We start from the raw sequence: 24,864 nt of genomic DNA on the forward strand, positions 1-24,864 counted from the left end.
CGGCGGATCGGCGGCCCTGTGGTGGAGATCGAGCAGCACCTGGCGGACAGGCACCACGACACCCAGGCCGCGGCCGTCTCCACCCACCTGGTACTCCTGACCGCTCGCCCGGGTCACTGCCGGCGGATCGGCGGCCCTGTGGTGGAGATCGAGCAGCACCTGGCGGACAGGCACCACGACACCCAGGCCGCGGCCGTCTCCACCCACCTGGTACTCCTGACCGCTCGCCCGGGTCACTGCCGGCGGATCGGCGGCCCTGTGGTGGAGATCGAGCAGCACCTGGCGGACAGGCACCACGACACCCAGGCCGCGGCCGGCCCCTCCTGACCATGGTCACTGCGCCCGCGGTCCTGCCGGCGCACCGGCGGCCCTGTGGTGGAGATCGAGCAGCACCTGGCGGACCGGCACCACGACACCCAGGCCGCGCCGGCGGATCGGCGGCCCCTTGGTGGAGGTGGAGCCGCACCTGGCGGACCGCACCGCGACACCCAGGCCGCGGCCGTCCCCTCCTGACCTGGCCACCGAGCCCGCGGCCGTCCCCTTCAAGCTCGCCCTGGTCCCCGGCTTCGAGCGGGTGACGGCCCTCCCGGCGCCGACTGCCGGGTCACTGCCGGCGGATCGGCGGCCCTGTGGTGGAGATCGAGCAGCACCTGGCGGACAGGCACCACGACACCCAGGCCGCGGCCGTCTCCACCCACCTGGTACTCCTGACCGCTCGCCCGGGTCACTGCCGGCGGATCGGCGGCCCCGTGGTGGAGGTCGCGCCGCACCTGGCGGACCGCACCGCGACACCCAGGCCGCGGCCGTCCCCTCCTGACCTGGCCACCGAGCCCGCGGCCGTCCCCTTCAAGCTCGCCCTGGTCCCCGGCTTCGAGCGGGTGACGGCCCTCCCGGCGCCGACTGCCGGGTCACTGCCGGCGGATCGGCGGCCCCGTGGTGGAACTGCGCCGCGGCCGGTTCGACCTGCCCGAGGCCCCGCCGGCGCCGACTGCCGGCGCAACCTCCCAGGACCGCGGCCCCGGGTTCGGCTTGGCGGCCGTCTCCCCCTGGCCACCGAGCCCGCGGCCGTCCCCTTCAAGCTCGCCCTGGTCCCCGGCTTCGAGCGGGTGACTGCCCTCCCGGCGCCGACTGCCGGGTCACTGCCGGCGGATCGGCGGCCCCGTGGTGGAACTGCGCCGCGGCCGGTTCGACCTGCCCGAGGCCCCGCCGGCGCCGACTGCCGGCGCAACCTCCCAGGACCGCGGCCCCGGGTTCGGCTTGGCGGCCGTCTCCCCCTGGCCACCGAGCCCGCGGCCGTCCCCTTCAAGCTCGCCCTGGTCCCCGGGTTCGAGCGGGTGACGGCCCTCCCGGCGCCGACTGCCGGGTCACTGCCGGCGGATCGGCGGCCCCGTGGTGGAACTGCGCCGCGGCCGGTTCGACCTGCCCGAGGCCCCGCCGGCGCCGACTGCCGGCGCAACCTCCCAGGACCGCGGCCCCGGGTTCGGCTTGGCGGCCGTCTCCCCCTGGCCACCGAGCCCGCGGCCGTCCCCTTCAAGCTCGCCCTGGTCCCCGGCTTCGAGCGGGTGACTGCCCTCCCGGCGCCGACTGCCGGGTCACTGCCGGCGGATCGGCGGCCCCGTGGTGGAACTGCGCCGCGGCCGGTTCGACCTGCCCGAGGCCCCGCCGGCGCCGACTGCCGGCGCAACCTCCCAGGACCGCGGCCCCGGGTTCGGCTTGGCGGCCGTCTCCCCCTGGCCACCGAGCCCGCGGCCGTCCCCTTCAAGCTCGCCCTGGTCCCCGGGTTCGAGCGGGTGACTGCCCTCCCGGTGCCGACTGCCGGGTCACTGCCGGCGGATCGGCGGCCCCATGGTGGAGGTCGCGCAGCACCTGGCGGACCGCACCGCGACACCCAGGCCGCGGCCGTCCCCTCCTGACCTGGCCACCGAGCCCACGGCCGTCCCCTTCAAGCTCGCCCTGGTCCCCGGCTTCGAGCGGGTGACGGCCCTCCCGGCGCCGACTGCCGGGTCACTGCCGGCGGATCGGCGGCCCCGTGGTGGAGCTGCGCCGCGGCCGGTTCGACCTGCCCGAGGCCCTGCCGGCGCCGACTGCCGGCGCAACCTCCCAGGACCGCGGCCCCGGGTTCGGCTTGGCGGCCGTCTCCCCCTGGCCACCGAGCCCGCGGCCGTCCCCTTCAAGCTCGCCCTGGTCCCCGGGTTCGAGCGGGTGACTGCCCTCCCGGTGCCGACTGCCGGGTCACTGCCGGCGGATCGGCGGCCCCATGGTGGAGGTCGCGCAGCACCTGGCGGACCGCACCGCGACACCCAGGAGGACCGGGAAGACTAGCCTCGAGGCTATTTTTACGCTTCGTGTCCGCGCCGGTCGATAGGCTGAACCTATGGGCACGTCAATTGCTTAATGCTCGCAAAACCCTGTATTACATGAAACGCAATAACTGCGCCCGATAGTTATAGCCTATGAGTCGGCCGGGTTCCGGTCAGTCTATCCTGAATCCGTGAACTAGTACGGTGCCCTACTCCGACAAACGGCTACCAAAGGGGTTGGAGTCGAGATTCGCGGCGTAACAGTAGGCCAGCGGTCGCGAGAGGGTCGCCGCTGCGTCAATTTTGAGCTGGAGTGACGCATGCCGGGGATCGACCGCATACGTTAACCAATAGGGTGAGTCCACCGCGCGCATCGCACGGCGGCAAGCGGGCCGCACTGCATCCGTCGCAGGGATTAGGGACCGGCCAATTGGGCGTACAAGCGACGGAAGACAGGGACGATCCGGCAACCATAGCCGAAGGCCAGTTTGAGGCGGCGGCCGGTGACGATCAGGCGGGCGGCAACGTACATCAGTTCCTGCATCACGGTGCGCAGGCGTCGCCGCTTCGCCGGGTGGCGGGGCGGGGCATCCGGGCCCAAGAGACCGGTCTGACCGATCCAGCGCAGGATGTTGTAGGCGAATGCGGCACAGGCTAACACCAGTGCGTTGGTCGCAAACTTTCCTGAGGGGAGTCGCTCAATGTCCAGGTCGGTCTTAAATTCGCTGTGGAATTGTTCGGAGGTGGCATGGTCGGCATAGAGCGCAATGATGGTTTCCTCATCGAATTCCAGGCTGCTCCACCAGCCTTCGATTTCAATGTCGGGAATCAGGAGGTGCTGACCATGCTTGTCGATGGTGCGCTCGATGACGCGCATGACGCGGCGCAGCGGGTATTCGTATCCGTCCAGAAAGCGGGTGTCGCGCACCTCGAACAGGGCCACCCGCTTACCCGGGCGCGGCGTGCTCCAGTCGCCGTACTCCTCGGCGTAAGTCAGCCACTGCGTTGGACTTTCTTGGCGCGGGTTCCACTTGATCAGGTAGTGCACCGGGGCGGCGTCCGGGTGCGCCTCATTGTGCGCGATGACCGTCGCGATGTTGTCGAGCGCGTCATTGCCGCTGTCCAGGCGCAGCAGCAACGGCAGCGCGGTCAGCCGGCGGGCCCGCGTCAGCACCCGCTCCAGCAACGCGGGGGTGTCCTTCTGGCAGTGCTGGCTACCGGCCCGCAACTCCCACTCCAAGCAGTACCCCTCCTGGCCCAGATAGGCGGCCATCGGGGCGAACCCGTCGTCACCCTTGTAGGTGCGCGACACCCCCTCTTTCTTGGTCTTGGCGTTGTTCAACGGGGTGACATCCGCATCCAGTGCGACCAGACCATTGGCCAGGGGCGTAATCGGTGCCGCGATACGCTGCAGAAACGCGATGGATGCCTCGATGATCGGCGCCATGAGCGCCGCCGCGTGGGTATCAAGGCGTTGGCGCAACGTGACGGCCGAGGGAACTTGGTCGACATCCAACGCCTCAGCGAAATACGGGTCCTGCCGGAACGCCGTGATCGCTTCAAAATCGCTCTTGCCCAAACACAGCAGCCCGATGTAGCTAGTCAGGATCTTGACATGCGGTATGGCATCGCTCCGGGCCGGCGCCGCTGCGGTCGCATCTTTCGCCAGGTCGGTGTGCTGACTAATCGCCATCCCGATCAGTCCCAATCCCGCGTGGGAAGTAAAATCAGCCTCGGATTTCGCAATGATGAGCCGTCGCACCATGTCACCTGCGGAGTGAGTCTCAGGAATGCGCCATTTTAACTCTATCTCGCTGAAATTCCAACAGATCAACGATTCTGAGGCTCATTTAGATCACTGGCCGAGGTCTATGGCCTTCACTGCAATAAGCTGCCGTTGACACCTGGTCACAGACCCCGCGCAAGCCTATTGCGCATGGCGCAAGTTTATTGCGCCTGTCGCAAGCCCTGCGAAGCGCTAAAACGCTTTAGCGGACTTTCGATCGTTCGCCTCTTATCCTGACCACACCACACAACACCACGTAGCAACGCCAAACATGCAAGACCCCCTAAGCAACGCTTACGCAACGACTCCCACCGAACCCCAAGCGCCCGACTGCGCGACCCTAATCAATTCGACAACTGCGTGCGCCCTGGCCGGCGACATTTCACCTATGACCTTATGGCGCTGGACGCGCGACGGCGTTATCCCCCGCCCGCTTATCATCCGTGAGCGGAAGTTTTGGAACCGCGCAGAGTTCATCGCGGCACTTATCGCGGCCGGGTCAGGGAAAAGCAGCCTACCCCGTAAAATCCCCACCAAACAGAGCAAAGCAGCATGAAATTACCCCTTGTAGTAACCGAGTTGTTGACGCCCGAGCAAGCGGCCGTGCAACTGGCCGTGAGGCCGTCCACGATGGCGAGCTGGCGACAACGGCTGGCAGGCCCTGAGTTCGTCAAGATCGGCGGCCGGGTCCTCTACCACCCCGCGGCGTTGCAGGCTTGGGTAACTGCCAACACCCACACGGAGCGCCCCAAGGAGGCCACCCAGTGACCCACCAACAACGAAAAGCCCCGGCACGTGACGGCGTGCAGGGGCTTGGAGAGCGCTCAAGACTGGCGTATGGTGGAGGCCGTCGCGGGAACCCTGCCAGGGGTTCCCGCGCAAAGCGAGGCCGCAGACACGGCGTTGCACCGGCAAGGCGATTGTACCCCGCGTGGGGGCTGTCCGTCCTGCCCCTGCCGACTGTTCGCGGCCGATCCTCCCACCCCTTGGAGATCGGCACATGACTACCCTAGAGCGCGCCCCCGGCGCCCCCCTGCCCACCCCTACCCCTGACCCCGCCCGGGTCGCCCTTGCCCTGCGTGTGTTGGACGGGGCCATCCGCCCCGGCGCCCTGTCGAACGCGGACACCTTGGCCGTGTGGCTGACCGCGATTGAAGGCGCGGCCGGGTATCTGGAATATTCCGCGTCGGCGCTGTCCTCTGATCTTCCCCCTACACCGGACGACCTGGCCGGCGTCGGTGCGCTGATCAAGTTTGCTGCGCGCATCTGCGGCCACCTGGCGGACGCGGTAGCCGAGGGGGCAGCATGACCACCACCGTCCTCTTTCCCACCGAAGCGGCCATCAATCCGCTTGCGTTCTACCAGAAGGAAATCCTTCATGCGCCGCTTTTGGTAGCCGACCGTAAAGGCTACGCACAGCGCATAATGTGCCCTTTCTGTATCGAAGCTGATTTATCGTTTGTGATACGCGCCAAGACCGGCGCCTATCGCTGTATGAGCTGCGAGAAAAGCGGCGCATCGGTGCTTGACTTCATCATGGCTTACAAAAAGCTGAGTCGTGACCAAGCGCAAGAATACCTGATCGAACAGTACGGGATCGCGCCCGCCGTCGCCCCCGTGGCAGAGGCGCCTTCCGCGCCCGATGCCGGCCCGGCACCGCACCCCCTTTGCCGCCTGTTGCCGGACATGTCCCCGAAGGACTTCGCCAGCCTCAAGGAGGACATCCAGGCCCATGGACTGCGGCACCCGATCTTGCTTCACGAGGATCTGATACTGGACGGGCGGCACCGGGCCCGCGCCTGTGCCGAGTTGGGTGTCTACGTCAGATTCGAGCAGTGGACGGGTGACGACCCGCTCGCCTACGTCCTCAGTGAGAACCTGCACCGGCGGCACCTGACCATCAGTCAGAAGGCCATGGTTGCCGCCGCCGCAATGGACCTGCACCGGCCCGCGGCCCAGGCCCGCCAGATGGCCGGGACTACCTTAGCGCAAGATTGCGCTAACCCCACCGAGGGCGGCAAGGCTGCTGCCGCCGCCGCCGCATCGGTAGGCGTCTCCACCAGATCCGTCGAGAGTGCAGACAAGGTGCGGAGGGAGGGCACCCCGGAGGACGTGCGCGCCGTCATGAGCGGCGAGGCTACCGTGAATTCCAAGCTCAAGGAGATTAAGCAACGCCAGGAATCGGGGGGCGCCGACCCCACCGGCCCGGCATCGGCGCCCGTCGCTGAGACTCCCCTGCCGTACCGCGCCGACTATCTGACGATGCATCAACGCGACGCGGCGCACCTGGCGAAGCTTGCCAGGGACCTGAAAGCCGCCATGGGATCAGAACAGCGGACTGGGGTCCCTATCGCCGAGGCACTGGCACTGCTGCGTGACATTAAGGCCACTACCGAGAAGCTTGCCAGTAGCCTATCAAAGCGTCTGAGCGATGCTGCACAGGAGGGCAGGACATGACGAACCCCGTTCCATTTGCGATCATCGTCGATTCTGGTAAGGAAGGCGGCCCAGTGACCGGGGGCGGGCCTAAGAAGCTTGGCGACATGCTTGCTGGGTTCGATCAACGCGCCAGAAACCCGCGGCCCCGCAACCGGAAACGCGCAGACAGGGAGGTCACGCATACCGCCGAGCCCACCGCGCCCACCGCGGCCCCGTGGCCCGCTCCTGAACCGCTCCCGTCTGGCCTTCCTGCCGTGGCCCCGTTCGCCCTGGACCTGCTACCCGCGGCTCTGCGGCCGTGGGTCGCAGACATTTCCGAGCGGATGCAATGCCCACCTGACTACCCCGCCGTTTCTGCCATGGTCACACTTGCGGCCGTGGTCGGCCGACAGATGGCGATTCGTCCCAAGTGTCAGGACGACTGGACCGTTACGCCCAACCTATGGGGTGCCGTGGTCGGTCGCCCCAGTCTGCTGAAGACGCCCGCGATTCAAGAGCCGATTCGCATGATTGACGCGCTTGAGGCGAAAGCAAGGCAAGTTTTCGACCACGAAAACACCAACTATGAAGCCGCGCTATTGGTCCATAAGGAAACATCTAAAGAGGCCATCAAACGCGTGTCCAAAGCCGTTCACGAGAAGGATGCAGGACGCGCCCATTCCATTGCGCTGGAAGCCGTGCAGGAACCGCCGCCGCCCATGCGGAAACGCTATAAGACTCACGATGCCACCGTTGAGAAATTAGGCGACCTGCTACGCGAAAACCCCCGCGGGATGCTGCTGTATCGTGATGAACTGATCGGCTTCCTAAAGTCGCTGGACCAAGACGGGCGGGAGGGATCGCGCGCCTTCTACCTGGAAGCCTGGAACGGCACCGGCGGATTTACCTTTGACCGCATGGGTAGGGGCACCGTTGAGATTGCCGGCGCCTGTGTGTCGATCATCGGCGGCATTCAACCCGGCCCGATTGGTGACTACATGGTGTCGGCGATCCGCGGCGGCATCGGTGACGACGGGCTTGTACAGCGGTTCCAGTTGGCCGTCTGGCCGGACGCAACGCGCGACTGGCACAACGTGGACCGCTGGCCCGACACCGCGGCCCGGGACACCGCCCGCGCCGTCTATGAGCGCCTGGACTGTATTGACCCGGACGCCCTGCACGCGACCTGGGAGGATGGTGACGCGCTGCCGTGGGTCAGGTTCGACGAGGCCGCACAGCGGGAGTTCAACGCCTGGCGGGAGGTCTTAGAGCATCGCCTGAGAGATGACGACCTACACCCGTGTCTTGAGTCGCATCTGGCGAAATTTCGTTCGTTGGTCCCATCGCTGGCGCTGCTGTGCCACCTGGCCGACGTGCCAGAGGGCGGCCCGGTAGGGCTTGCCTCAGCACAGCGGGCAATGGCTTGGGTTGAGTATCTGGAGACTCACGCCCGGCGCATCTACGCCCCGGCGATGGCCGTTGACATGGCTGCCGCCCTGGAACTGGACCGGCGGCTTAAAGGTCTTCCTGCCCCGTTCACCGCCCGCGATGTCTACCGGAAGGGCTGGCGGTTTCTGGATCGGAAGGGAACCAGTGACGCCCTGGCCGTGTTGATCGAGTTCGGGCGCATCCGGGCCGAGGACGGCGACGCCCAAGGGCGCCCGACTACCCGCTACACCGTTCACCCGAGCATCTTGGAGGACAAGACATGAGCTATTTGGAACGACTGCGCGCAACCGAAAAAAAATCTGAAAGCCCCGGATGGGGTACTGCCAAAACTGACAAAACCCCCCTCAATGCGACTTTTGGCGGTTTTGGCGGTACCCCGTCCGGCCCTTTTCGAAAAATCGAGGGGCTTCCGGAGGCCCCGCGCCAAGCCACACCCCTGCCCGCCGCCGACCCCGCCGGACCGGCCCCGGCGCCCCGCCCGGTACAGCGGGCTTACCGCGTCCTGGTCCGCATGGCCCCGCACGATCCCGCCCGCTGGATCACGCTGGTTACGGTCGCCACCGACTTAGGGAGCGTCTTCGCTGAGGCAAATGAACAGTTCGGCCCCGCGTGCGTCTTGGCCCTGGATTGCTGAGCAGCACCATGGACAAGCAGCACCACACCGAGGCGACGCTGCATCAGTTGCCCCTCGCACTGTCCGGCGAAGACCCAGGGCGGCCGGTACCGGCATGGCTGCACACCGACGCGCTACGGGCTGACCTTGGCCCGCTGGCGTGCTATGTGCAAACGTTGGTCGCACTCCCTGCCGGGTTCGTGGCGCGGTTGCGACTGGACACGCCCCGGGCGGATGCAGAACTGATCTATGCCGAGTTTGACCGGCACGCGGCACGGGTGAAAACCATCGTGGCGCCCGCGGCGGCCCCGGCGGCGAAGACCCGCAAGCCGCGACCACGCAAGGCGGCCCCGGCGCAACCGAAGGAGGCGACATGAAAAAACGCACCGAACGAGCAAGTTTTGTTGTGTCGGTAGGATCAAGCAAAAAATCATGGTTGATTGATATGCAGGGAGACCCCGGGAGAACCTGCGTTCTTTCGTCTGCAAGGCGCTGGAATAGCCGATCGGCTGCCGAGCGCGCCATGTTCGCCGCAAAGTCGTCTTATCCGTCTCGCACTTATGAGGTTCAGGCTATGAAATAACGAACAACAGCCGAACCAATTAACTCCGTTCAATTACCAAGAGCCATCATGAAGAAACCCATTACCGCATCCCCCGCTGTAACGCCCCTTGCCGCCGCCCTGGCGGCCCTGGATGCACAGGACACCTTGCGCGCCAAGCTTGGTACGGCACGAAGCGCCGAGGCCGAAAGCGCCGCGGCGCTACAGCACATGGAAAGGACAGCGGCCGACACGGAAAACGCCCTAGCCGGATACCGAACGAGCCCGGACCGCTACGCCCATGAGATCACGACCGGAACCGACATCGGCGCCCGGGTGCAGGCAGACATCGCCATGGAGGGCGCCCGCCTGGAGGCGCATCGGTCCGAGGTCGCGCGCCTGTCGGCGTTGCTCGACAACACCGCCGCCACCGCGGTAACCCCCGCCATCCTGGCGGAGCAGCGTACGGCCCTGGACCTGACCAAGCAGCGGGTGGACACCTTGCGCCGTCACTGCGCCGACCTGCCGCAACTGCACATGCCCACCTGCCCCGCCAAGTCTCAGGAGATGAAAACCGAGCTTGAGGACTTGCTTGCGGCGCAATTGCTTGGTGAGGACGTGTCGGCGCGCCTGGCCGAGGTCACAGCGGAGCTTGCCCAAGACGCCAAGGTGAGAGCGCAGAACGACAACGAGGTGTCCGCGACCCTGGCCGGACTGAACCGCCTGGCCGATGCCGCCGAGGCCGCGCTTGAGCGCGACCGCGGCCACTACCGCGACCTGGTAGACGCCTTTTTGAGGTCGCAGGTTGCCGCCGCTGCAGAACGATATGAACTGCTGGCGGAGCAGACCGCCGCCGCCTTGATCGAGCTGCAGGCATTGGATGATGCCCGCCTTGCAGGGTGCAAGGGCGCCCCGTTTGGCTTGGTGTCCGGCTATTTGACGCGGGTGTCGCTGCCCCGGGTGAGCAGCCTTGGAGCCCCGTTGTTGTCGGCGGACATGATGCTTGAGCGCGTTCCGCCCGCAACCGCCGCCGTGCGTGCCGAATTCGGGATCTGACCATGGCCCACCCCGCACCGCTTGATGGGCTTGCCGTCGGCCCGGCTGCCGCGTTCGGCGGCCCCGTCCCGCCCCTGTGGCTACTCTTGGCCCCTGCCGGAATCATCGTCGGCCGGGACGGGCGGACCTTCAGTAACCCGGCGCCCGGTCCTGTCGTGGAGCGCTTCCAGGCCGGCGGCGTCGATCTGCCGCTTGATACCGAACACGCAACCCACATCCGCGCCCCGGCCGGCTTGGACGCCCCGGCGGCCGGGTGGATTGAGGCCATGGAACAGCGGGCGGGCGAAGTCTGGGGGCGGGTGAAGTGGACCGAGGCCGGCGCGGCGGCCGTGAGGTCGCGCGGCTATCGGTATTACAGCCCCGCCTACACCCTGAACGCGGCTCAGGAGGTTATCGCCGTGCAGTCGGTTGGGCTGACCAACAAGCCCAACCTCGATCTTCCGGCGCTGAACCGCCTGGCGGCCCCGCGGCCGTCCCCAACGCTGAGCGGCGACGCGCTCAGGATCGCGGCGGCGTTCGGGAACACCCCAGAGAGCTTAGAGCGCTACGCCCAGACCGCGGCGGCCCTGCACCGGGCACAGGAGGGCGTAATCGTTGATGCGGCGCGGATCGCGGCGGCGTTCGGGAACACCCCAACCGCCCTGATCCGGTATGGGCACCTGACCACCACGTAAACCGAACCCGGAGGACGCATGGGAGACTTAGACCTTGAGAGCCTGACAGATGCAGGACGCTGGCCGGGCGTGTTTGAGGAGATGACCACGATAATCTTTGACACCGTGGCGAACACGCTTCCACATCTGGATCCCCGAAGCACGCGAACATGCGCCGTCAACGTGATTGCGAGGATAGCGACTGAGTATGGAGGAGGGTCGCTGTACATTCCCAAGAATGACGCGATCACGCGCGCCCTACGCAATCTGGAGATCTGGGCAGAACATGACGGCACGACCAACGGACCGCACGGAATCAGGGCCATTGCCAAGCGCTACCGGATGTCCGAGCAGTCGGTTTGGATGATTCTCAGGCATCAAAGGCAACTAAACCATAAAAATAACGCGGTATAGCGCCGGATAGCGCGGCATAGCGCACCGGCCGGCGCAATCTTTTTGCGTATGGCGGCCGTCACCTCCTGACCTGGCCACCGAGCCCGCGGCCGTCCCCTTCAAGCTCGCCCTGGTCCCCGGGTTCGAGCGGGTGACTGCCCTCCCGGCGCCGACTGCCGGGTCACTGCCGACGGATCGGCGGCCCCGTGGTGGAGGTCGCGCCGCAGCTGGCGGACCGCGCCGCGACACCCAGGCCGCGGCCGTCCCCTTCAAGCTCGCCCTGGTCCCCGGCTTCGAGCGGGTGACGGCCCTCCCGGCGCCGACTGCCGGGTCACTGCCGGCGGATCGGCGGCCCCGTGGTGGAGGTCGCGCCGCACCTGGCGGACCGCACCGCGACACCCAGGCCGCGGCCGTCCCCTCCTGACCTGGCCACCGAGCCCGCGGCCGTCCCCTTCAAGCTCGCCCTGGTCCCCGGCTTCGAGCGGGTGACGGCCCTCCCGGCGCCGACTGCCGGGTCACTGCCGGCGGATCGGCGGCCCCGTGGTGGAGGTCGCGCCGCACCTGGCGGACCGCACCTCGACACCCAGGCCGCGGCCGTCACCTCCTGACCTGGCCACCGAGCCCGCGGCCGTCCCCTTCAAGCTCGCCCTGGTCCCCGGCTTCGAGCGGGTGACGGCCCTCCCGGCGCCGACTGCCGGGTCACTGCCGGCGGACACGCCATAACAGTTCAGAACAATCTAAACGCCCACCAACTGTTACCCGTGGCGTTACCCGCTGAGGGGTTGCGGACACTAAACGAGTTCTCACGCGAACATAAACTACTGTTTATATTGATTCAAAGAGTCTGTTTTAGGCCCCTGTGTCACTGATTCCGGAACAGCGACCACACCTCTCGGAAATGCTCCTGGGCCGAGTCGCCGATCCATTCAAAGGCGACCGATTCGGTGCACGACACCTGAACGCCGCCGGCGCGCATCCGGTCGAGGACATTCGCCTTCCACACCTCCTTGCGGGAGATAATGGCATCGGCGGGAACGAAGACCTGATAGCCCCAGCGCTGGAGCCCGGCGACGGTCTGGGAGATGCAGATGTGGGCCTCCATGCCGACGACGATCAATTGGCGCCGCCCCGGGTGGGCCGAGATACTGCGCTCAAAGCCCGGCGCCGTGCAGCAGGAATAAGCGGTCTTCTCGGTGGCTTGGGTGTCCGGCGGCAGGTTCAGACCGATCGACTCGATAATCGGCCCCAGACCCTTGGAGTTTTGCTGAGTGGCGATCACCGGGATGCCGAAGACCTTGGCGGCGGTGATCAGTCGGTTGATGTTGGCGACGACCTGCTCCAGTTCCTCGGTCGGCATGGCCCGGGCCAACCGCTCCTGGGCGTCGATGATGAGCAATTGGGACGAGTCGCGCTGACACAGCGGCATCTGGATGGGTTGAACGCTCACTGGATTTCCTCCGATTGGTTGTTGCTGCTTGATGCAGATCTATTCTTTGTCGTTGTCGTTGTCGTTGTCGTAATCCAGGTTATCGTAGTGGTGCGGATTCTCTCGCACACCAAATAGAATCGCTTCTCCGATTACGATTACGACAACGACAACGACAACGACAACGATTGTGTTTGTGTTTAACTTGTTATTGACGCGTCACTTACCGATCAGAACACAAAGGCCGGGGCCGTGGGGCAGTGGGCCAGCGCCGGGATGCAGGTCTCGAACAGGGACTCGCGGCGCAGTCCGCCGCCGGCCGCCCGGGTGATCAACCAGGCTTCCATGACCGGCGGCCGACCGAGGATGCAGAAGAGGCGCCCGGCCGGGGCCAGTTGCGCCTCCAGTACCGCCAGGAGCGCAGTGGCGGGCACCGAGCCGGTCACCGCGATCACGTTGAAGGGCCCGCCCGCCGTCGGTCCGGCCAGGGCGTCGGCCGCCCGCACCTCGATCCGGTCGAACCCCGCGCCCACAAGCCGCTCCTGCGCGGCGGCGGCCAAGGCGGGGTCGGCCTCCAGGCTGACCACATCGGCGCCCAGTCGGCTGAGACAGGCGCTCAGATAGCCGCTGCCGGTCCCGACTTCCAGCACCCGGTCGGCGAGTTGAACCTTGAGCGACTGCAACAGGCGTCCAACCACCTTCGGAGCCAACATCACCTGACCCTCGCCGAGCGGAACCTCGATGTCCGCGTAGGCCAGCCCCCGGTAGGCATCGGGGACAAAGACCTCACGCCTGATCTCGCCCATGACCTCCAGCACCCGGTCATCGAGCACCTCCCAGGGGCGGATCTGCTGCTGAATCATGTTGAAACGCGCGATGTCGCTGCTTGAGTCCACGAGGGCTTCTCCGCGGGTACAGGGGATTTGGTGGCCGGTCGGCGCGCACGGCCAGGGGCTTCGCACCCGGCACGCAACCTCGCCGCCCGGACCGACCGACCGGTCTATTTAAGTCTTGAGCGACACCCGTCATCTAAGAAAAACTACTCTAAAGATGACGATTGCCGCGGGTCACCGACTCGCTTAGGATAATAATATAGAACATTAGCTATTTCTGAAATACTTTTTTGCTCCAAGCGGACCTCGGCCAACACAGACTCGGCAACTGGTCCGCGAGGCGCGAAGAACGTAATATCATGCCGATCCTCACTGGGCCGCCGTGCGGACCAAGGCCCCGGCCCAGCGGCGAAACGGCCGCGACGACCATTGAGGCACCCCGAACCCAAGCCACCCGGTAGCCAGCGCATGCGCAAGACTTACCTGCTCGCGGTCCTCCTCATCGCCACGGCCGCCGCGGCGGTCCGTGCGGCCGACCAGTCGGCGCCGAAACCGCTCGCAGCGCCGGCTGCGGCGCCGGCCCCAGCCAAGCCGCCCGCCCCCGCCAAGCCCGGCACCCCCAAAAAAAAGGGCAGCGAAAAGGCCGAGTACAAGGGCCCGACCGAAACCGACATCCGCGTCGCCTACACGGACAGAATCAACGAGATCAACGCGGGGACGACCCGGTATCTCGACCCGGCGGCGGCGGCGAAGCTCACCATCAAGCTGGTGAAGGTCGACGTGGTGGAGTGCAACCCGGTCGAGGAACGCAAGGATATCTATATCTGTAGCATCTTGGTCGAGGCCGGCGTGGGTGCCGGCGAGGTTGAGTTCAAGCGCTCGGAGGTCGCGCTGGTCAAGGCGAAGGACACCTGGCGCGTCCACTAGCGGCGCCACCTGAACCGGCGTCCACGCCGCACTGTCCCATCGCTTACAATGCGGCGCGGTCGCACCCGGCTACCGATCCGCCGACTGCCGTTCGGAGCGACAGCGCCGTCAGGTACCCGCCGACTCGCGGACCGCCTGCCAAGTCCGGAACCCGTCCCCTTCACAACACTCCGAGGTGATCTACATGTCCCTGATGTCCCGTTCAATGGCCGAACTGATCGGCACCTTCTGGCTCGTCTTAGGCGGTTGCGGCAGCGCCGCGCTGGCGGCGGTCTTCATGGCCGGCCCCAACGATATCGGTATCGGCCTGCTCGGTGTCGCCCTCGCCTTCGGCCTCACGGTCCTGACCATGGCCTATGCCATCGGCCACATCTCGGGCTGTCATCTGAACCCGGCCGTGACCGTCGGTCTGGTCGTCGGGGGCCGCTTCCCCGCGGGGGACGCGCCCCTGTACATCATCTTCCAGACCATCGGGGCGATCCTGGCGGCCTTCCTGCTGCTCTTGATCCTCCAGGGCAATCCGGAATTCGTTCTAAAGGCCAACAGCCTGGCGGTCAACGGGTTCGGCGACCTGTCCCCCGGCAAGTACGGCATGACCACCGGCCTGATCGTGGAGGTCGTCATGACCGCCATGTTCCTGTTCATCATCCTGGGCTGCACCGACAAGCGCGGCATCGGCACCCACGCTGGGCTCGCCATCGGCCTGGCCCTGACCCTGATCCACCTGATCTCCATCCCGGTGACCAACACCTCGGTGAACCCGGCGCGCAGCACCGGCCCGGCCCTGGTCCTGGCACTGAACGGCCAGGGGCTGGCCCTGTCCCAACTGTGGCTCTTCTGGGCCGCCCCGATCATCGGCGCCGGCATCGCCGGCGGGATCTATCGGCTGTTCGAGGCCCCCGCAAGCAAGTAACCGCCTGCCCGGCGGGGGCCTTGGCGGCCCCCGCCGCTGTTCCAACAAGATACCCCTCAGAGAACGACGAGATTGTCCCGGTGGATCAATTCCTCGGCGTCGCTGTGGCCCAGGATTTCCTCGTGTCGGCTGGTGGGCTCCCCGCGGATACGCAAGGTCTCGGTCACATCGTAGTTGACCAGGCCCCGGGCGACCTCCCGGCCCTCCTCGTCCACACAGGCAACCACCTCACCCCGGTCGAAGGTGCCGTGTACCGCCTTGACCCCCACCGCCAACAGACTGGTACCCTTCTCGCGTAGCGCGCGCACCGCACCCGGGTCCAGGGTCAGCCGGCCACGCACCTGCAGGTGCCCGGCCAGCCACTGCTTGCGCGCCGCTTGGGGGCACTGGGCCGGCACCAGCAGGGTCCCGACGGCCTCACCGGTACCGATCCGCGTCAGCACGCCCGCGCCGCGGCCGGGGGCGATGACCGTGGCCGCCCCCGAGCGGGCCGCCAGCCGGGCCGCCCGCACCTTGGTCACCATGCCGCCGGTGCCGTGCGCGGTGACGCTCCCCCCGGCCACCAGGTCCAGCTGCGGGTCGTCCACCCGGGTCGCGCCGATCAGCCGGGCGGCCGGATCGCGGCGCGGATCGCGGTCGAAGAGCCCGTCCTGATCCGTCAGCAGGATCAGCAGGTCGGCCTCGATCAGGTTGGCCACCAGGGCGGCCAGGGTGTCGTTGTCGCCGAAGCGCAGCTCCTCGGTGGCGACCGTGTCGTTCTCGTTGATGACCGGGATCACCCCGAGCCCCAACAGGGTGCGCAGGGTGCCGCGGGCGTTCAGATAACGGGCCCGGTGGGCCAGGTCGTCGCGCGTGAGCAGGACCTGCGCAGTGTGCAGGCCGAAGGTCTCGAAGCAGGCCTCATAGGCGCGCACCAGACCCATCTGACCGATGGCGGCGGCGGCCTGCAGCTCATGCAGCGCCTTAGGGCGCTGCCGCCAGCCCATGCGCACCATGCCCTCAGCGACCGCCCCGGAGGACACCAGCACCACGTCGTGACCGGCCGCGCGGCGCGCCGCGATCTGTTCCACCCAGGGCATTAGCATCCCGCGGGTCAGCCCCAGACCGTCGCGGGTCAGGAGCGCGCTGCCGATCTTGACGACCCAACGGCGGGTCGCGGGGAGACTGTCACGGGAGATCACTTCTAGGGCTCCTTTCGTCAGGCTCAATCGAGCGGGTGCCAGTCGGCGGCGTCGGGCTCATCCGCGGGTCGGGCCTCCCCGGACTCGACCTTGAGGGCCTCTAATCGGCGCATCAGATCCTCCATCAACTGGGCGGTACCGGCGCCGGTCAGGGCCGAGCACTCGTAGACCGGTGCCAGCCAACCCAGGTCGTCCACCACCCGCTGGCGGCGCTGCCGCAGCACCTCGGGCGGGAGCAGATCGCATTTGTTCAGGACCAGCCAGCGCTCCTTCTGCGCCAGGTCACCGCCGAAGGCGGCCAACTCGGCCTCGATCTTGCGCACCTGTTCGGCCGGCTCCAGCGATTCGTCGAGCGGGGCCAGGTCCACCAGGTGCAGGAGCAGCCGGGTGCGGGCCAGGTGTTTGAGGAACTGGATGCCGAGCCCGGCGCCCTCCGCGGCGCCTTCGATCACGCCCGGGATGTCGGCGATCACGAAGCTGCGCCGGTGCCCCAGGCGGACCACGCCCAGGTTCGGATACAGGGTCGTGAAGGGATAATCGGCCACCTTGGGGCGGGCACTGGAGACCTGACGAATCAGCGACGACTTGCCGGCGTTGGGGAAGCCGAGCAGTCCCACGTCCGCCAACAGGATCAGTTCCAGGTGCAGGTCGCGCCGCTCCCCCGGGGTCCCGGGCGAGAACTGGCGGGGGGCACGATTGGTGCTCGATTTGTACCGGGCATTGCCGATGCCGTGGAAACCGCCCTGGGCGACCAGCAGGCGCTCCCCGTTGGTCAGCAATTCACCCAAGGACTCGCCGGTCTCCTGCTCGAAGACCCGGGTCCCGACCGGCACCCGGATCAAGAGGTCGCGACCGCCGCGACCGCGCATGTCCTTGCCCATGCCCTTGTGGCCGGACTCGGCCCGGTGCATCCGCTGGAAGCGAAAGTCGACCAGGGTATTGAGATTGTTGTCGGCCAGCAGGTGGATGCTGCCGCCGTCGCCGCCGTCACCGCCGTCCGGACCGCCCTTGGGGATGTATTTCTCGCGGCGAAAGCTGACGCAGCCGCTGCCGCCGTCGCCGGCCTCGACCCGTATGAATGCCTCGTCGACGAATTTCATGACGTTGTCCGCGATCTAAAGGCCAAAACGCAAAGAGCCCCGTCCGGGGGACGAGGCTCTTGTGCAGACACCCATGCGATCACCGGCTCGGACGCCCACCCGCGGAGGCGGGGGCGGCGCGAGCCCGAGGACGGCGGGGTGACGAAAGCCGATCGAGAAATCCCGACCGACAAATCCCGATCGGCAAATACTATGCGGTCTCGACCGTGACGAACTTGCGGTTCTTCGGCCCCTTGATCAGGAACCGCACCACCCCGTCCGCCAGGGCAAACAGGGTATGGTCCTTGCCCAGGCCCACATTGACGCCGTTGTGGACGGGCGTGCCGCGCTGCCGCACGATAATGCTGCCCGCCGTGACCTTCTGGCCGCCGAAGATCTTGACGCCGAGGCGCTTGGACTCGGAATCACGGCCGTTGCGCGAACTGCCGCCTGCTTTCTTGTGTGCCATGGATGCTCCCCGATCAGCCCGCGCTGATCCCGGTAATCTGAAGCTCCGTGAACCACTGGCGGTGGCCCTGGCGCTTCAGGTGATGTTTGCGCCGCCGGAACTTGATGATGTGGACCTTGGCGGCGCGCCCGTGGGCCTTGACCGTAGCGGTCACCTTACCGCCCAGGATGAAAGGCCGACCGATCGTCACCGCATCGCCGTCGGCAACCATCAGGACCTGATCGAGTTCGATGTCGGCACCTGCCTCAGCAACGAGCTTCTCGACCTTGAGGGTATCCCCCTCGGAGACCCGGTATTGCTTGCCACCGGTTTGGATCACCGCGTACATGTCTTGAAGATTCCCCAAGGCTGAGTTCGACCGCCGACGCTCCAGGCCGGATGTAAAGACCCAGCACGATAACCGGGCGCGGCCCCGCCGTCAACCCACCCAGAGGGCATCCACTCGGCGGCGATGCGGTCGTCCCGGTCCGCGCCGATCCGACCAGGCTTGACAGCCCCCCGGCCGACACCTAGCATCGGCGGTCACACTTTGATGCCAGCCCCCATACGCATGGACCTTTCCGCGATCCGGCTTCCCGCCGCCGAAGACACCAAGGCCGTCGATGCACTGATCGTGCGCCGACTGCGCTCCGACGTGGCCCTCATCAACCAGATCGGACACTACATCGTGCGCAGCGGCGGTAAGCGTCTGCGACCGCTGTCGGTGCTGCTGGCCGCGCGCGCCTGCGGCTATGGCGGCACCCGTCACATCGACCTGGCCGCGGTCATCGAGTTCATCCACACCGCCACCCTGTTGCACGACGACGTCGTGGACGGCTCCGAGTTGCGCCGCAACCAGGACACCGCCAACGTGGTGTGGGGCAACGAGGCCACGGTGCTGGTAGGGGATTTCCTCTACTCGCGCGCCTTCGAGATGATGGTCGAGGTCGGCAGCATGCGGGTGATGGAGATCCTGGCTCACGCCACCAACCGCATCGCCGAGGGTGAAGTCCTGCAACTGCTCAACACCAAGGACCCGGACACCGACGAGCAGCGCTACATGGAGGTCATCGTGCGCAAGACCGCCACGCTGTTCGAGGCGGCCACGCGCCTGGGCGCCGTCCTGGCCGCGAGCCCGGACGCCATCGAAACGGCCATGGCCGACTATGGCCGCAACCTCGGGATCGCCTTCCAGTTGATCGACGATGCCCTGGACTACAGCAGCGGCAACACCGAACTGGGCAAAAACGTCGGCGATGACCTGGACGAGGGCAAACCGACCTTGCCGATCCTGCGGGCGATGGCCGTCGGCACCCCCGCCCAGCGCCGCCTGCTGCGCGAGGCGATCGAGCACGGCGGACGCGAGCGCATCGACGACGTGATCGCGGTGATTGCGTCCACCGACGCGATTGCCTATACTGCCGAACTCGCACGGGATTACGCGCGACGGGCGAAGGAGGCACTCGCCGTCCTCCCCCCCTCGGACGCCACCGCGTCTCTGGTCATGATGGCCGACTTCGCGGTCAGTCGAGACCACTGAAGACGGGTCACAGAGCGGCAGTCAGGCCGCCACCGTCGTCGTAACGGTCGTCCCCCCTTTCCCTCGGGGTGTAGCTCAGCTTGGTAGAGCGCTGTCTTCGGGAGGCAGAAGTCGCAGGTTCGAATCCTGTCACCCCGACCATCTTCGATGTGTCTGCAATTGAGCCGCTTACGAGCGGCTTTTTTGTGTCTCTCCAGGCGCAGGTGGCTGAGCCAGGTGCCCTCGACGAAATGCTCGACGTAGAGACCCGGCGCGGTGACGTCCTCTATGATCCACCAAGCGACAGACCGCGCGCCCGCACCCAATTGGGCAGCGCCAGTTGGGCCGCGACCTGGAGGCTCGACAGGACGAAGATCCAGGAGACGCCCGCGAGCAGGGACGCGGCCGCCGCCGCCGCATAGGGATCGGCGATCAGCGAGAAGGCGGCCAGCACCAGGGCGGTCAGCAGGCTGTCGGCGGCAACGGTGCCGTCGGGGCCCAGGCGCGGCTGTACGCGCGGCAGCAACAGGGCACCGAGCACCGCTGGTCAGGTCGGGTCGCGCCGGGCGCGCCGCGGGAATACCGGGCCCCAGATCCCGGACAGGGCGCGAGTCTCCCCGGTCCGGCGCCATGCGGCAATTTCAGGGTATGATGGGTGCCCGTGAGCGGGGCGGGTCGGCCGCCCGCCCGCGGGCCGCCCCCCTGCCCCATCGCGGCGCGTCGCGCGCAACGTTCAACCGACGCCGGAGCCACCCGATGCATCTGCACCTGAACCAACTCCTGATCGAGCCGGCCATCTCGCTCCTGCTCGGCATTCTGATCCTGCTCATCCCCAGGTTCTTGAGCTTTTTCGTGGCCATCTATCTGATCGTCATCGGCGTCCTGGGGCTGATGCGGCACCTCTGAGCCATGATCGCGCGGCTGCTCGTCGGCTACGACGGTTCGGAATCGGCCCGCGCCGCCTTTGATTTCGCCCTGGACATGGCCGGCCGGTACGGCGCCGAGCTGCACGTGCTGGCAGTCGCCCATCCGCCGGATATCGGCGAGGACCAGCAGACCGAGGCCCTCATCAACGCGGCGCGCAGCCACTATGCCCAGGCCCTGCAGGCCCTGAAGCCCAGGGTCGAGGGACTCAAGACCCGCTTCGCGGTCAAGGTGGGTCACCCGGCGGAGCAGATCCTGGGCTATGCCGAGGGCCATGGCATCGACCACATCGTCGTCGGCCACCGCGGACGCACCCTGTTCGAGCGCTGGCTGGTCGGCTCCATCGCCCGCCGGGTGCTTGCCTATGCCCCCTGCCCGGTGACCGTGGTGCGCCCACGGCCTTGAACCAAGCACTCAAGGCGGTGCCAACCGGTCGAAATTTGTTCTCAGCTTGCTCAGACCTCGCCGCCCCCGGGGTCGGTTAAGATCCCGCCATCGCCAACCAGGCCCCGAACCAGACGCAGGGTAATCCATGACCACCATCCGCGAGTCCGATTTCGTCCAGAGCATCGCCGACGCCCTGCAGTTCATCTCCTTTTACCACCCGGCGGACTACATCCGCGCCCTGGCCGCCGCCTATGCGGCGGAGGAGTCCCCGGCGGCGAAGGACGCCATGGCGCAGATCCTGGTCAACTCCCGGATGTGCGCGCAGGGCCACCGGCCCATCTGCCAGGACACCGGGTCAGTGGTGGTCTTCCTCAAGGTGGGCATGGGGGTGCGCTGGGACACGGCGCTCAGCATCCAGGAACTGGTGGACGCGGGGGTGCACCGGGCCTATCTGGACCCGGACAACCCGTTGCGCGCCTCCATGGTCGCGCCGCCCATCGGGGCGCGCAAGAACACCGGCGACAACACCCCGGCCGTCGTGCATGTGGAACTGGTCCCGGGGAACCTCGTCGAGGTGCGCCTGGCGGCCAAGGGCGGGGGCTCGGAGAACAAGTCCAAGTTCACCATCCTGAATCCCAGCGACAGCCTGGTCGACTGGGTACTCAAGACGGTCCCGACCATGGGCGCCGGCTGGTGTCCGCCGGGGATGCTCGGGATCGGCATCGGGGGCTCCGCCGAGAAGGCCATGCTAATGGCGAAGGAGTCGCTGCTCGGCCATATCGATATCCATGAATTGAAGGCGCGCGGCCCCGCCGACCCGATCGAGGAACTGCGCCTGGAACTGTTCGAGAAGGTCAACGCGCTGGGCATCGGCGCCCAGGGGCTGGGCGGGCTCACCACGGTGCTGGATGTCAAGATCGAGACCTTCCCCACCCATGCCGCCTCGCTCCCCGTGGCCATGATCCCCAACTGCGCCGCCACCCGGCATGCGGAGTTCACCCTGGACGGCTCGGGCCCCGCGACACTGACGCCGCCGCGGCTCACCGACTGGCCCGAGATCACCTGGGACGCCGCCGCCGGGGCGCGCCGGGTGGACCTGGACTCGGTCACCCGCGAGGACATCGCCGGCTGGCGGCCGGGCGAACGCCTCCTGCTCTCCGGCCGGCTCCTGACCGGCCGCGACGCCGCCCATAAGCGCATGGTCGATCTCTTGAACAGCGGCGCGGGGTTGCCGGACGGGGTCGACCTGCGCGGACGCTTCATCTATTACGTGGGTCCGGTCGACCCGGTGGGCGACGAGGTGGTCGGCCCCGCCGGCCCGACGACCGCCACCCGCATGGACAAGTTCACCGAGCAGATGCTGAGCGAGACCGGCCTCATCGGCATGGTCGGCAAGGCCGAGCGGGGGCCGGTCGCGATCGAGGCGATCCGGCGCCACCAGGCGGTCTATCTCATGGCGGTGGGCGGGGCGGCCTATCTGGTGGCCAAGGCCATCAAGTCGTCGCGCCTCATCGCCTTTGGGGACCTGGGGATGGAGGCGATCCGCGAGTTCGAGGTGCTGGACATGCCGGTGACGGTGGCCGTGGACAGCCGGGGCGAGTCGGTCCACCAGAGCGGGCCCGCAGAGTGGCAGGCGCGGATCGGCAAGATCCCGGTCGCCGTCGCGGCCTGAGAAGATGTTTTGTCCGCAAATGAACGCAAATGAACGCAAATAGGAGTGCTCATTTGTGGACAATCGACCTGATCGCCTGACATGAGCAGATGAACCGCAAGGGTTTTCTGATTTGCGTTTATTTGCGTTCATTTGCGGACGAATAATTCTTAAGGACCACCTCCGGAGACCCCAACCATGCCGACCTACCCCGCCTTTCGGATCCATCAGGACGCGCAGGGACACCACGCCGGGATCGAGCAACTCCCGCGGCCTACGCCGGCCGCGGGCGAGGTACTGATCCGGGTCGGTTGGTCCGGCGTCAACTACAAGGACGCGCTGGCCGGGACCGGACGGGGCAAGATACTGCGCACTTTCCCCCTGGTCGGCGGGGCCGACGCCGCCGGGGTAGTGGAGCAGTCCGCCCACCCCTGCTACCAGAACGGTGAGGCGGTCGTCGTCACCGGCTGGGGGCTCACCCACGACCACGACGGCGGCTTCGCGGGGTATCTGTGCTGCCCCGCGGAGTGGCTGGTGCCGATCCCGGACGGGCTCGACCCGCGCCGGGCCGGGATCTTCGGCACCGCCGGCCTCACCGCCGCGCTGGCGGTGCACCGGATGCTGGTCAACGGTCAGGAGCCCGGCCTGGGGCCGATCCTGGTCACGGGTGCCAGCGGCGGGGTGGGCGCCATGGCCGTCGCCATCCTCGCCCGGCTCGGGTTCTCGGTCAGCGCAGTCTCCGGCAAGCCGGAGTTGACCGACTGGCTGCGGCACCTGGGCGCCGCTGAGGTCCTGCCGCGCGAGGCCCTGGCCGGCGCGACGCGCCCCTTGGAGAAGGCCCGCTGGGGCGGCGCGGTGGACAATGTGGGCGGCGAATTGTTGGCCCAGATCACCCGCACCATCGCCCCCGGCGGCAACATCGCGGCCATCGGGCTGGTCGGCGGCCATGAACTGCACACCACCGTCATGCCCTTCATCCTGCGCGGGGCCAGCCTCTTGGGCTGCAACTCGGTGGATATCCCCTACCCCCTGCGCCGCACCCTGTGGAATCACCTGGCGAGCGACTGGCAGCCGCCGGACCTGGAGGCCCTGGTGTCGGAAACCGTCGCGCTGGAGGGACTGCCGCCGGTCTTTGAGGACATGCTCGCCGGCCGTACCCATGGGCGGGTGCTGGTGGCCCTGTGAATTCAACCTTCTCTGCCGCCTGCGGGAGCACTGCCGTTAGGTTAAGCGCTGCAGCCCAAGCGCCTGGAGTCCAAGGCTTCAGCCTTGGAGCGCGCCAAGGCTGAAGCCTTGGACTCCCAGGCAGAGGCGACACGGTCGACGAGCGCGCCTTAACCTAATGGCAGTGGCCTGCGGGGCCGGAAAAGCCGGCGGCCTTCACCATCTTCGCGCCCGCCGAGGTCCGGTCCGCACCGTCACCACACCGGAGCGAGCGGTCCGCACAGCGGACCCTACGGCGCTCGCTGAAGGAACTTTGCCGACCTTCAGGCCCGCCGGGCGATGATGGCGCCGACCTGCGCCTGACCCATGTGCAGCAGCAGCCGCTTGGTCGGCGAGAGGGTGCCGTAGTGATAGCCGGGATGGGTCCCCTCCACCTGGAGCCCGGCCTGGGCGACCTTGCGCAACCAGGCGGTACGCGAGTGGAAGCAGACCCCGACCCCGGCCGTGTTGGCCCCGAGCCGCTGGGTGAAGGCCTTGAGCAGGCGGCTGGCGGTCAGGGTGTAGATGATTCGCGACGGCAGGTCGTCGATCAGGAGCCCCGGATAGTAGTTCTCGAAGACCACGACGATCCCGTCGGCGGTCAAGAGATTGCGCGCGTCCATGAGCCCCTGCAGTTGCAGGCCCTGGGTCTGCCCATAGGTGTCGGCGACGAAATGGTGCAGGACCCAATTGAAAAAGATCACGTCGAAGCGGCGTTCCGGATCGAAGGCGGCGGCCTGAAAGGTCCCGGGCACCAGGGTCTTGGAGGGGCGCGGCAGATTGCGTTCGCGCAGCGTCTGGGACGGCTCGACGATGACGCCCTCACTCTGCGGGAAGGCATCCATCACCCGATCGGTAAAGACCCCATTACCCCCGCCGATGTCCAGGAAGCGCGACGGCCCCCCCAGACGCGCGGCGAGATAGGGCTCGATCAGGGCCCAGAGTTGGGGAATGACATACTCGACGTCGAAGGCCTCGGTCTGCTGGTCGGCCAGGAGTCGGGGCGGGGTCGCATGGGTCGGCACGAAGGACCTCCGGTGGCATGAGGATGACAGGGCATTGGTCGGCGAAGGGACACACAGTGACCGCTGGCGCTAAGGCTCGGACCGGGTCACCCGCGCTTTCCATTATGGGCCCCGGAGCGTCGCGCGGGGCGTGATCAGG

Annotated in this window: 29 protein-coding genes and 1 tRNA gene; 21 read left to right on the forward strand and 9 right to left on the reverse strand. The window is 67.1% G+C overall.

Annotated features, from left to right (window positions below):
• Positions 1-21: 21 nt before the first annotated feature.
• Both THSYN_RS24395 and THSYN_RS34300 read left to right on the forward strand, forming a co-directional pair.
• Entirely contained in the window at positions 22-327 is a 306-nt protein-coding gene (locus THSYN_RS24395) for a hypothetical protein (RefSeq protein ID WP_157817907.1), read from the forward strand.
• Positions 328-632: 305 nt separating this feature from the next.
• A complete protein-coding gene (locus tag THSYN_RS34300) occupies positions 633-1,913 on the forward strand; it encodes a hypothetical protein (RefSeq protein ID WP_157817908.1) in 1,281 nt (426 codons plus the stop codon).
• A gap of 802 nt (positions 1,914-2,715) precedes the next feature.
• Here THSYN_RS34300 and THSYN_RS24400 read toward each other — a convergent pair.
• Entirely contained in the window at positions 2,716-4,062 is a 1,347-nt protein-coding gene (locus THSYN_RS24400) for an IS1380 family transposase (protein WP_100922569.1), read from the reverse strand.
• 576 nt (positions 4,063-4,638) lie between these two features.
• Between THSYN_RS24400 and THSYN_RS24405 the strand changes: the two genes are divergently transcribed.
• The 11 genes from THSYN_RS24405 (at position 4,639) to THSYN_RS24450 (ending at position 11,817) form a co-directional block, all read left to right on the forward strand.
• The gene (locus THSYN_RS24405) at positions 4,639-4,854 is read left to right on the forward strand and encodes a helix-turn-helix transcriptional regulator (protein WP_100921436.1); all 216 of its coding nucleotides are present in this window, start codon (positions 4,639-4,641) and stop codon (positions 4,852-4,854) included.
• A 232-nt stretch (positions 4,855-5,086) separates the two neighbouring features.
• The gene (locus tag THSYN_RS24410) at positions 5,087-5,395 is read left to right on the forward strand and encodes a hypothetical protein (protein ID WP_100921437.1); all 309 of its coding nucleotides are present in this window, start codon (positions 5,087-5,089) and stop codon (positions 5,393-5,395) included.
• The gene (locus tag THSYN_RS24415) at positions 5,392-6,543 is read left to right on the forward strand and encodes a CHC2 zinc finger domain-containing protein (RefSeq protein ID WP_100921438.1); all 1,152 of its coding nucleotides are present in this window, start codon (positions 5,392-5,394) and stop codon (positions 6,541-6,543) included. The genes THSYN_RS24410 and THSYN_RS24415 overlap by 4 nt, the downstream gene beginning before the upstream one ends.
• Positions 6,540-8,216: a YfjI family protein gene (locus THSYN_RS24420; protein ID WP_236848671.1), complete on the forward strand. Its 1,677-nt coding sequence runs from the start codon at positions 6,540-6,542 to the stop codon at positions 8,214-8,216. Before THSYN_RS24415 ends, THSYN_RS24420 begins: the two co-directional genes overlap by 4 nt.
• Entirely contained in the window at positions 8,213-8,587 is a 375-nt protein-coding gene (locus THSYN_RS24425; protein ID WP_100921439.1) for a hypothetical protein, read from the forward strand. Before THSYN_RS24420 ends, THSYN_RS24425 begins: the two co-directional genes overlap by 4 nt.
• 8 nt (positions 8,588-8,595) lie before the next feature.
• Positions 8,596-8,943, forward strand: a complete 348-nt coding sequence (locus THSYN_RS24430) for a hypothetical protein (protein ID WP_100921440.1) — start codon at positions 8,596-8,598, stop codon at positions 8,941-8,943.
• A complete protein-coding gene (locus tag THSYN_RS34305) occupies positions 8,940-9,149 on the forward strand; it encodes a hypothetical protein (RefSeq protein ID WP_157817909.1) in 210 nt (69 codons plus the stop codon). Before THSYN_RS24430 ends, THSYN_RS34305 begins: the two co-directional genes overlap by 4 nt.
• Before the next feature lie 48 nt (positions 9,150-9,197).
• Positions 9,198-10,163, forward strand: coding sequence for a hypothetical protein (locus THSYN_RS24435; RefSeq protein WP_100921441.1), 966 nt, complete (start codon positions 9,198-9,200; stop codon positions 10,161-10,163).
• Between the two features lie 2 nt (positions 10,164-10,165).
• Positions 10,166-10,837 carry a phage protease gene (locus THSYN_RS24440; protein WP_100921442.1) on the forward strand — a complete coding sequence of 224 codons (672 nt, stop codon included), beginning with the start codon at positions 10,166-10,168 and terminating at the stop codon, positions 10,835-10,837.
• An 18-nt stretch (positions 10,838-10,855) separates the two neighbouring features.
• Entirely contained in the window at positions 10,856-11,230 is a 375-nt protein-coding gene (locus THSYN_RS24445; protein ID WP_100921443.1) for a Mor transcription activator family protein, read from the forward strand.
• 338 nt (positions 11,231-11,568) lie between these two features.
• On the forward strand, positions 11,569-11,817 hold the full coding sequence (locus THSYN_RS24450; protein WP_157817910.1) for a hypothetical protein: 249 nt from the start codon (positions 11,569-11,571) through the stop codon (positions 11,815-11,817).
• 254 nt (positions 11,818-12,071) lie between these two features.
• Here the strand turns inward: THSYN_RS24450 and THSYN_RS24455 are convergent, their stop codons facing one another.
• Positions 12,072-12,635 (reverse strand): isochorismatase family protein, encoded by a 564-nt coding sequence (locus THSYN_RS24455; RefSeq protein ID WP_100921445.1) that lies wholly within the window; start codon positions 12,633-12,635, stop codon positions 12,072-12,074.
• Between the two features lie 230 nt (positions 12,636-12,865).
• Positions 12,866-13,531: a protein-L-isoaspartate O-methyltransferase family protein gene (locus THSYN_RS24460; protein ID WP_236848673.1), complete on the reverse strand. Its 666-nt coding sequence runs from the start codon at positions 13,529-13,531 to the stop codon at positions 12,866-12,868.
• A gap of 405 nt (positions 13,532-13,936) precedes the next feature.
• Here THSYN_RS24460 and THSYN_RS24465 point away from each other — a divergent pair, with 405 nt between their 5' ends.
• On the forward strand, positions 13,937-14,395 hold the full coding sequence (locus THSYN_RS24465; protein WP_100921446.1) for a hypothetical protein: 459 nt from the start codon (positions 13,937-13,939) through the stop codon (positions 14,393-14,395).
• A 184-nt stretch (positions 14,396-14,579) separates the two neighbouring features.
• Positions 14,580-15,308 carry an aquaporin Z gene (gene aqpZ / locus THSYN_RS24470; protein ID WP_100921447.1) on the forward strand — a complete coding sequence of 243 codons (729 nt, stop codon included), beginning with the start codon at positions 14,580-14,582 and terminating at the stop codon, positions 15,306-15,308.
• 56 nt (positions 15,309-15,364) lie between these two features.
• Here aqpZ and proB read toward each other — a convergent pair whose 3' ends face one another.
• From proB to rplU, 4 genes are all read right to left on the reverse strand, one after another.
• Complete coding sequence (gene proB / locus THSYN_RS24475; RefSeq protein WP_100921448.1) at positions 15,365-16,489, reverse strand: glutamate 5-kinase; 1,125 nt, start codon at positions 16,487-16,489, stop codon at positions 15,365-15,367.
• Positions 16,490-16,512: 23 nt separating this feature from the next.
• Entirely contained in the window at positions 16,513-17,589 is a 1,077-nt protein-coding gene (cgtA, locus tag THSYN_RS24480; protein WP_100921449.1) for an Obg family GTPase CgtA, read from the reverse strand.
• A gap of 190 nt (positions 17,590-17,779) precedes the next feature.
• Complete coding sequence (gene rpmA, locus THSYN_RS24485) at positions 17,780-18,037, reverse strand: 50S ribosomal protein L27 (protein ID WP_100921450.1); 258 nt, start codon at positions 18,035-18,037, stop codon at positions 17,780-17,782.
• A 13-nt stretch (positions 18,038-18,050) separates the two neighbouring features.
• On the reverse strand, positions 18,051-18,365 hold the full coding sequence (gene rplU, locus THSYN_RS24490; RefSeq protein ID WP_100921451.1) for a 50S ribosomal protein L21: 315 nt from the start codon (positions 18,363-18,365) through the stop codon (positions 18,051-18,053).
• A 222-nt stretch (positions 18,366-18,587) separates the two neighbouring features.
• On the opposite strand from rplU, the gene THSYN_RS24495 reads away from it, so the two are divergent.
• Both THSYN_RS24495 and THSYN_RS24500 read left to right on the forward strand, forming a co-directional pair.
• Complete coding sequence (locus THSYN_RS24495) at positions 18,588-19,556, forward strand: polyprenyl synthetase family protein (protein WP_100921452.1); 969 nt, start codon at positions 18,588-18,590, stop codon at positions 19,554-19,556.
• A 64-nt stretch (positions 19,557-19,620) separates the two neighbouring features.
• Positions 19,621-19,697 (forward strand) — tRNA-Pro (locus tag THSYN_RS24500).
• A gap of 124 nt (positions 19,698-19,821) precedes the next feature.
• On the opposite strand, the gene THSYN_RS24505 is transcribed toward THSYN_RS24500, so the two are convergent.
• On the reverse strand, positions 19,822-20,076 hold the full coding sequence (locus THSYN_RS24505; protein ID WP_100921453.1) for an MFS transporter: 255 nt from the start codon (positions 20,074-20,076) through the stop codon (positions 19,822-19,824).
• Positions 20,077-20,291: 215 nt separating this feature from the next.
• Between THSYN_RS24505 and THSYN_RS24510 the strand changes: the two genes are divergently transcribed.
• The 4 genes from THSYN_RS24510 to THSYN_RS24525 all read left to right on the forward strand — a co-directional run bounded on the left by THSYN_RS24510 (position 20,292) and on the right by THSYN_RS24525 (position 23,682).
• Positions 20,292-20,441, forward strand: a complete 150-nt coding sequence (locus tag THSYN_RS24510) for a DUF3096 domain-containing protein (protein ID WP_100921454.1) — start codon at positions 20,292-20,294, stop codon at positions 20,439-20,441.
• Positions 20,442-20,444: 3 nt separating this feature from the next.
• Positions 20,445-20,864, forward strand: coding sequence for a universal stress protein (locus THSYN_RS24515; protein WP_172965330.1), 420 nt, complete (start codon positions 20,445-20,447; stop codon positions 20,862-20,864).
• Between the two features lie 127 nt (positions 20,865-20,991).
• On the forward strand, positions 20,992-22,518 hold the full coding sequence (locus THSYN_RS24520) for a fumarate hydratase (protein WP_100921455.1): 1,527 nt from the start codon (positions 20,992-20,994) through the stop codon (positions 22,516-22,518).
• A gap of 177 nt (positions 22,519-22,695) precedes the next feature.
• Positions 22,696-23,682, forward strand: coding sequence for a YhdH/YhfP family quinone oxidoreductase (locus THSYN_RS24525; RefSeq protein ID WP_100921456.1), 987 nt, complete (start codon positions 22,696-22,698; stop codon positions 23,680-23,682).
• Between the two features lie 302 nt (positions 23,683-23,984).
• Here THSYN_RS24525 and THSYN_RS24530 read toward each other — a convergent pair whose 3' ends face one another.
• Positions 23,985-24,725 (reverse strand): class I SAM-dependent methyltransferase, encoded by a 741-nt coding sequence (locus tag THSYN_RS24530; RefSeq protein WP_100921457.1) that lies wholly within the window; start codon positions 24,723-24,725, stop codon positions 23,985-23,987.
• Positions 24,726-24,864 lie beyond the last annotated feature (139 nt).

The sequence above is a fragment of the Candidatus Thiodictyon syntrophicum genome, assembly GCF_002813775.1.
GTDB classification, from domain to species: domain Bacteria; phylum Pseudomonadota; class Gammaproteobacteria; order Chromatiales; family Chromatiaceae; genus Thiodictyon; species Thiodictyon syntrophicum.

Bases quoted from the DNA above. Each gene is read 5' to 3' on its own strand.
- THSYN_RS24405 (WP_100921436.1), top strand. From the start codon at position 4,639: ATGAAATTACCCCTTGTAGTAACCGAGTTGTTGACGCCCGAGCAAGCG.
- THSYN_RS24410 (WP_100921437.1), top strand. From the start codon at position 5,087: ATGACTACCCTAGAGCGCGCCCCCGGCGCCCCCCTGCCCACCCCTACC.
- THSYN_RS24415 (WP_100921438.1), top strand. From the start codon at position 5,392: ATGACCACCACCGTCCTCTTTCCCACCGAAGCGGCCATCAATCCGCTT.
- THSYN_RS24420 (WP_236848671.1), top strand. From the start codon at position 6,540: ATGACGAACCCCGTTCCATTTGCGATCATCGTCGATTCTGGTAAGGAA.
- THSYN_RS24425 (WP_100921439.1), top strand. From the start codon at position 8,213: ATGAGCTATTTGGAACGACTGCGCGCAACCGAAAAAAAATCTGAAAGC.
- THSYN_RS24430 (WP_100921440.1), top strand. From the start codon at position 8,596: ATGGACAAGCAGCACCACACCGAGGCGACGCTGCATCAGTTGCCCCTC.
- THSYN_RS34305 (WP_157817909.1), top strand. From the start codon at position 8,940: ATGAAAAAACGCACCGAACGAGCAAGTTTTGTTGTGTCGGTAGGATCA.
- THSYN_RS24435 (WP_100921441.1), top strand. From the start codon at position 9,198: ATGAAGAAACCCATTACCGCATCCCCCGCTGTAACGCCCCTTGCCGCC.
- THSYN_RS24440 (WP_100921442.1), top strand. From the start codon at position 10,166: ATGGCCCACCCCGCACCGCTTGATGGGCTTGCCGTCGGCCCGGCTGCC.
- THSYN_RS24445 (WP_100921443.1), top strand. From the start codon at position 10,856: ATGGGAGACTTAGACCTTGAGAGCCTGACAGATGCAGGACGCTGGCCG.
- THSYN_RS24455 (WP_100921445.1), bottom strand. From the start codon at position 12,635: ATGCCGCTGTGTCAGCGCGACTCGTCCCAATTGCTCATCATCGACGCC.
- THSYN_RS24465 (WP_100921446.1), top strand. From the start codon at position 13,937: ATGCGCAAGACTTACCTGCTCGCGGTCCTCCTCATCGCCACGGCCGCC.
- aqpZ (WP_100921447.1), top strand. From the start codon at position 14,580: ATGTCCCTGATGTCCCGTTCAATGGCCGAACTGATCGGCACCTTCTGG.
- cgtA (WP_100921449.1), bottom strand. From the start codon at position 17,589: ATGAAATTCGTCGACGAGGCATTCATACGGGTCGAGGCCGGCGACGGC.
- rpmA (WP_100921450.1), bottom strand. From the start codon at position 18,037: ATGGCACACAAGAAAGCAGGCGGCAGTTCGCGCAACGGCCGTGATTCC.
- rplU (WP_100921451.1), bottom strand. From the start codon at position 18,365: ATGTACGCGGTGATCCAAACCGGTGGCAAGCAATACCGGGTCTCCGAG.
- THSYN_RS24495 (WP_100921452.1), top strand. From the start codon at position 18,588: ATGGACCTTTCCGCGATCCGGCTTCCCGCCGCCGAAGACACCAAGGCC.
- THSYN_RS24510 (WP_100921454.1), top strand. From the start codon at position 20,292: ATGCATCTGCACCTGAACCAACTCCTGATCGAGCCGGCCATCTCGCTC.
- THSYN_RS24515 (WP_172965330.1), top strand. From the start codon at position 20,445: ATGATCGCGCGGCTGCTCGTCGGCTACGACGGTTCGGAATCGGCCCGC.
- THSYN_RS24520 (WP_100921455.1), top strand. From the start codon at position 20,992: ATGACCACCATCCGCGAGTCCGATTTCGTCCAGAGCATCGCCGACGCC.
- THSYN_RS24525 (WP_100921456.1), top strand. From the start codon at position 22,696: ATGCCGACCTACCCCGCCTTTCGGATCCATCAGGACGCGCAGGGACAC.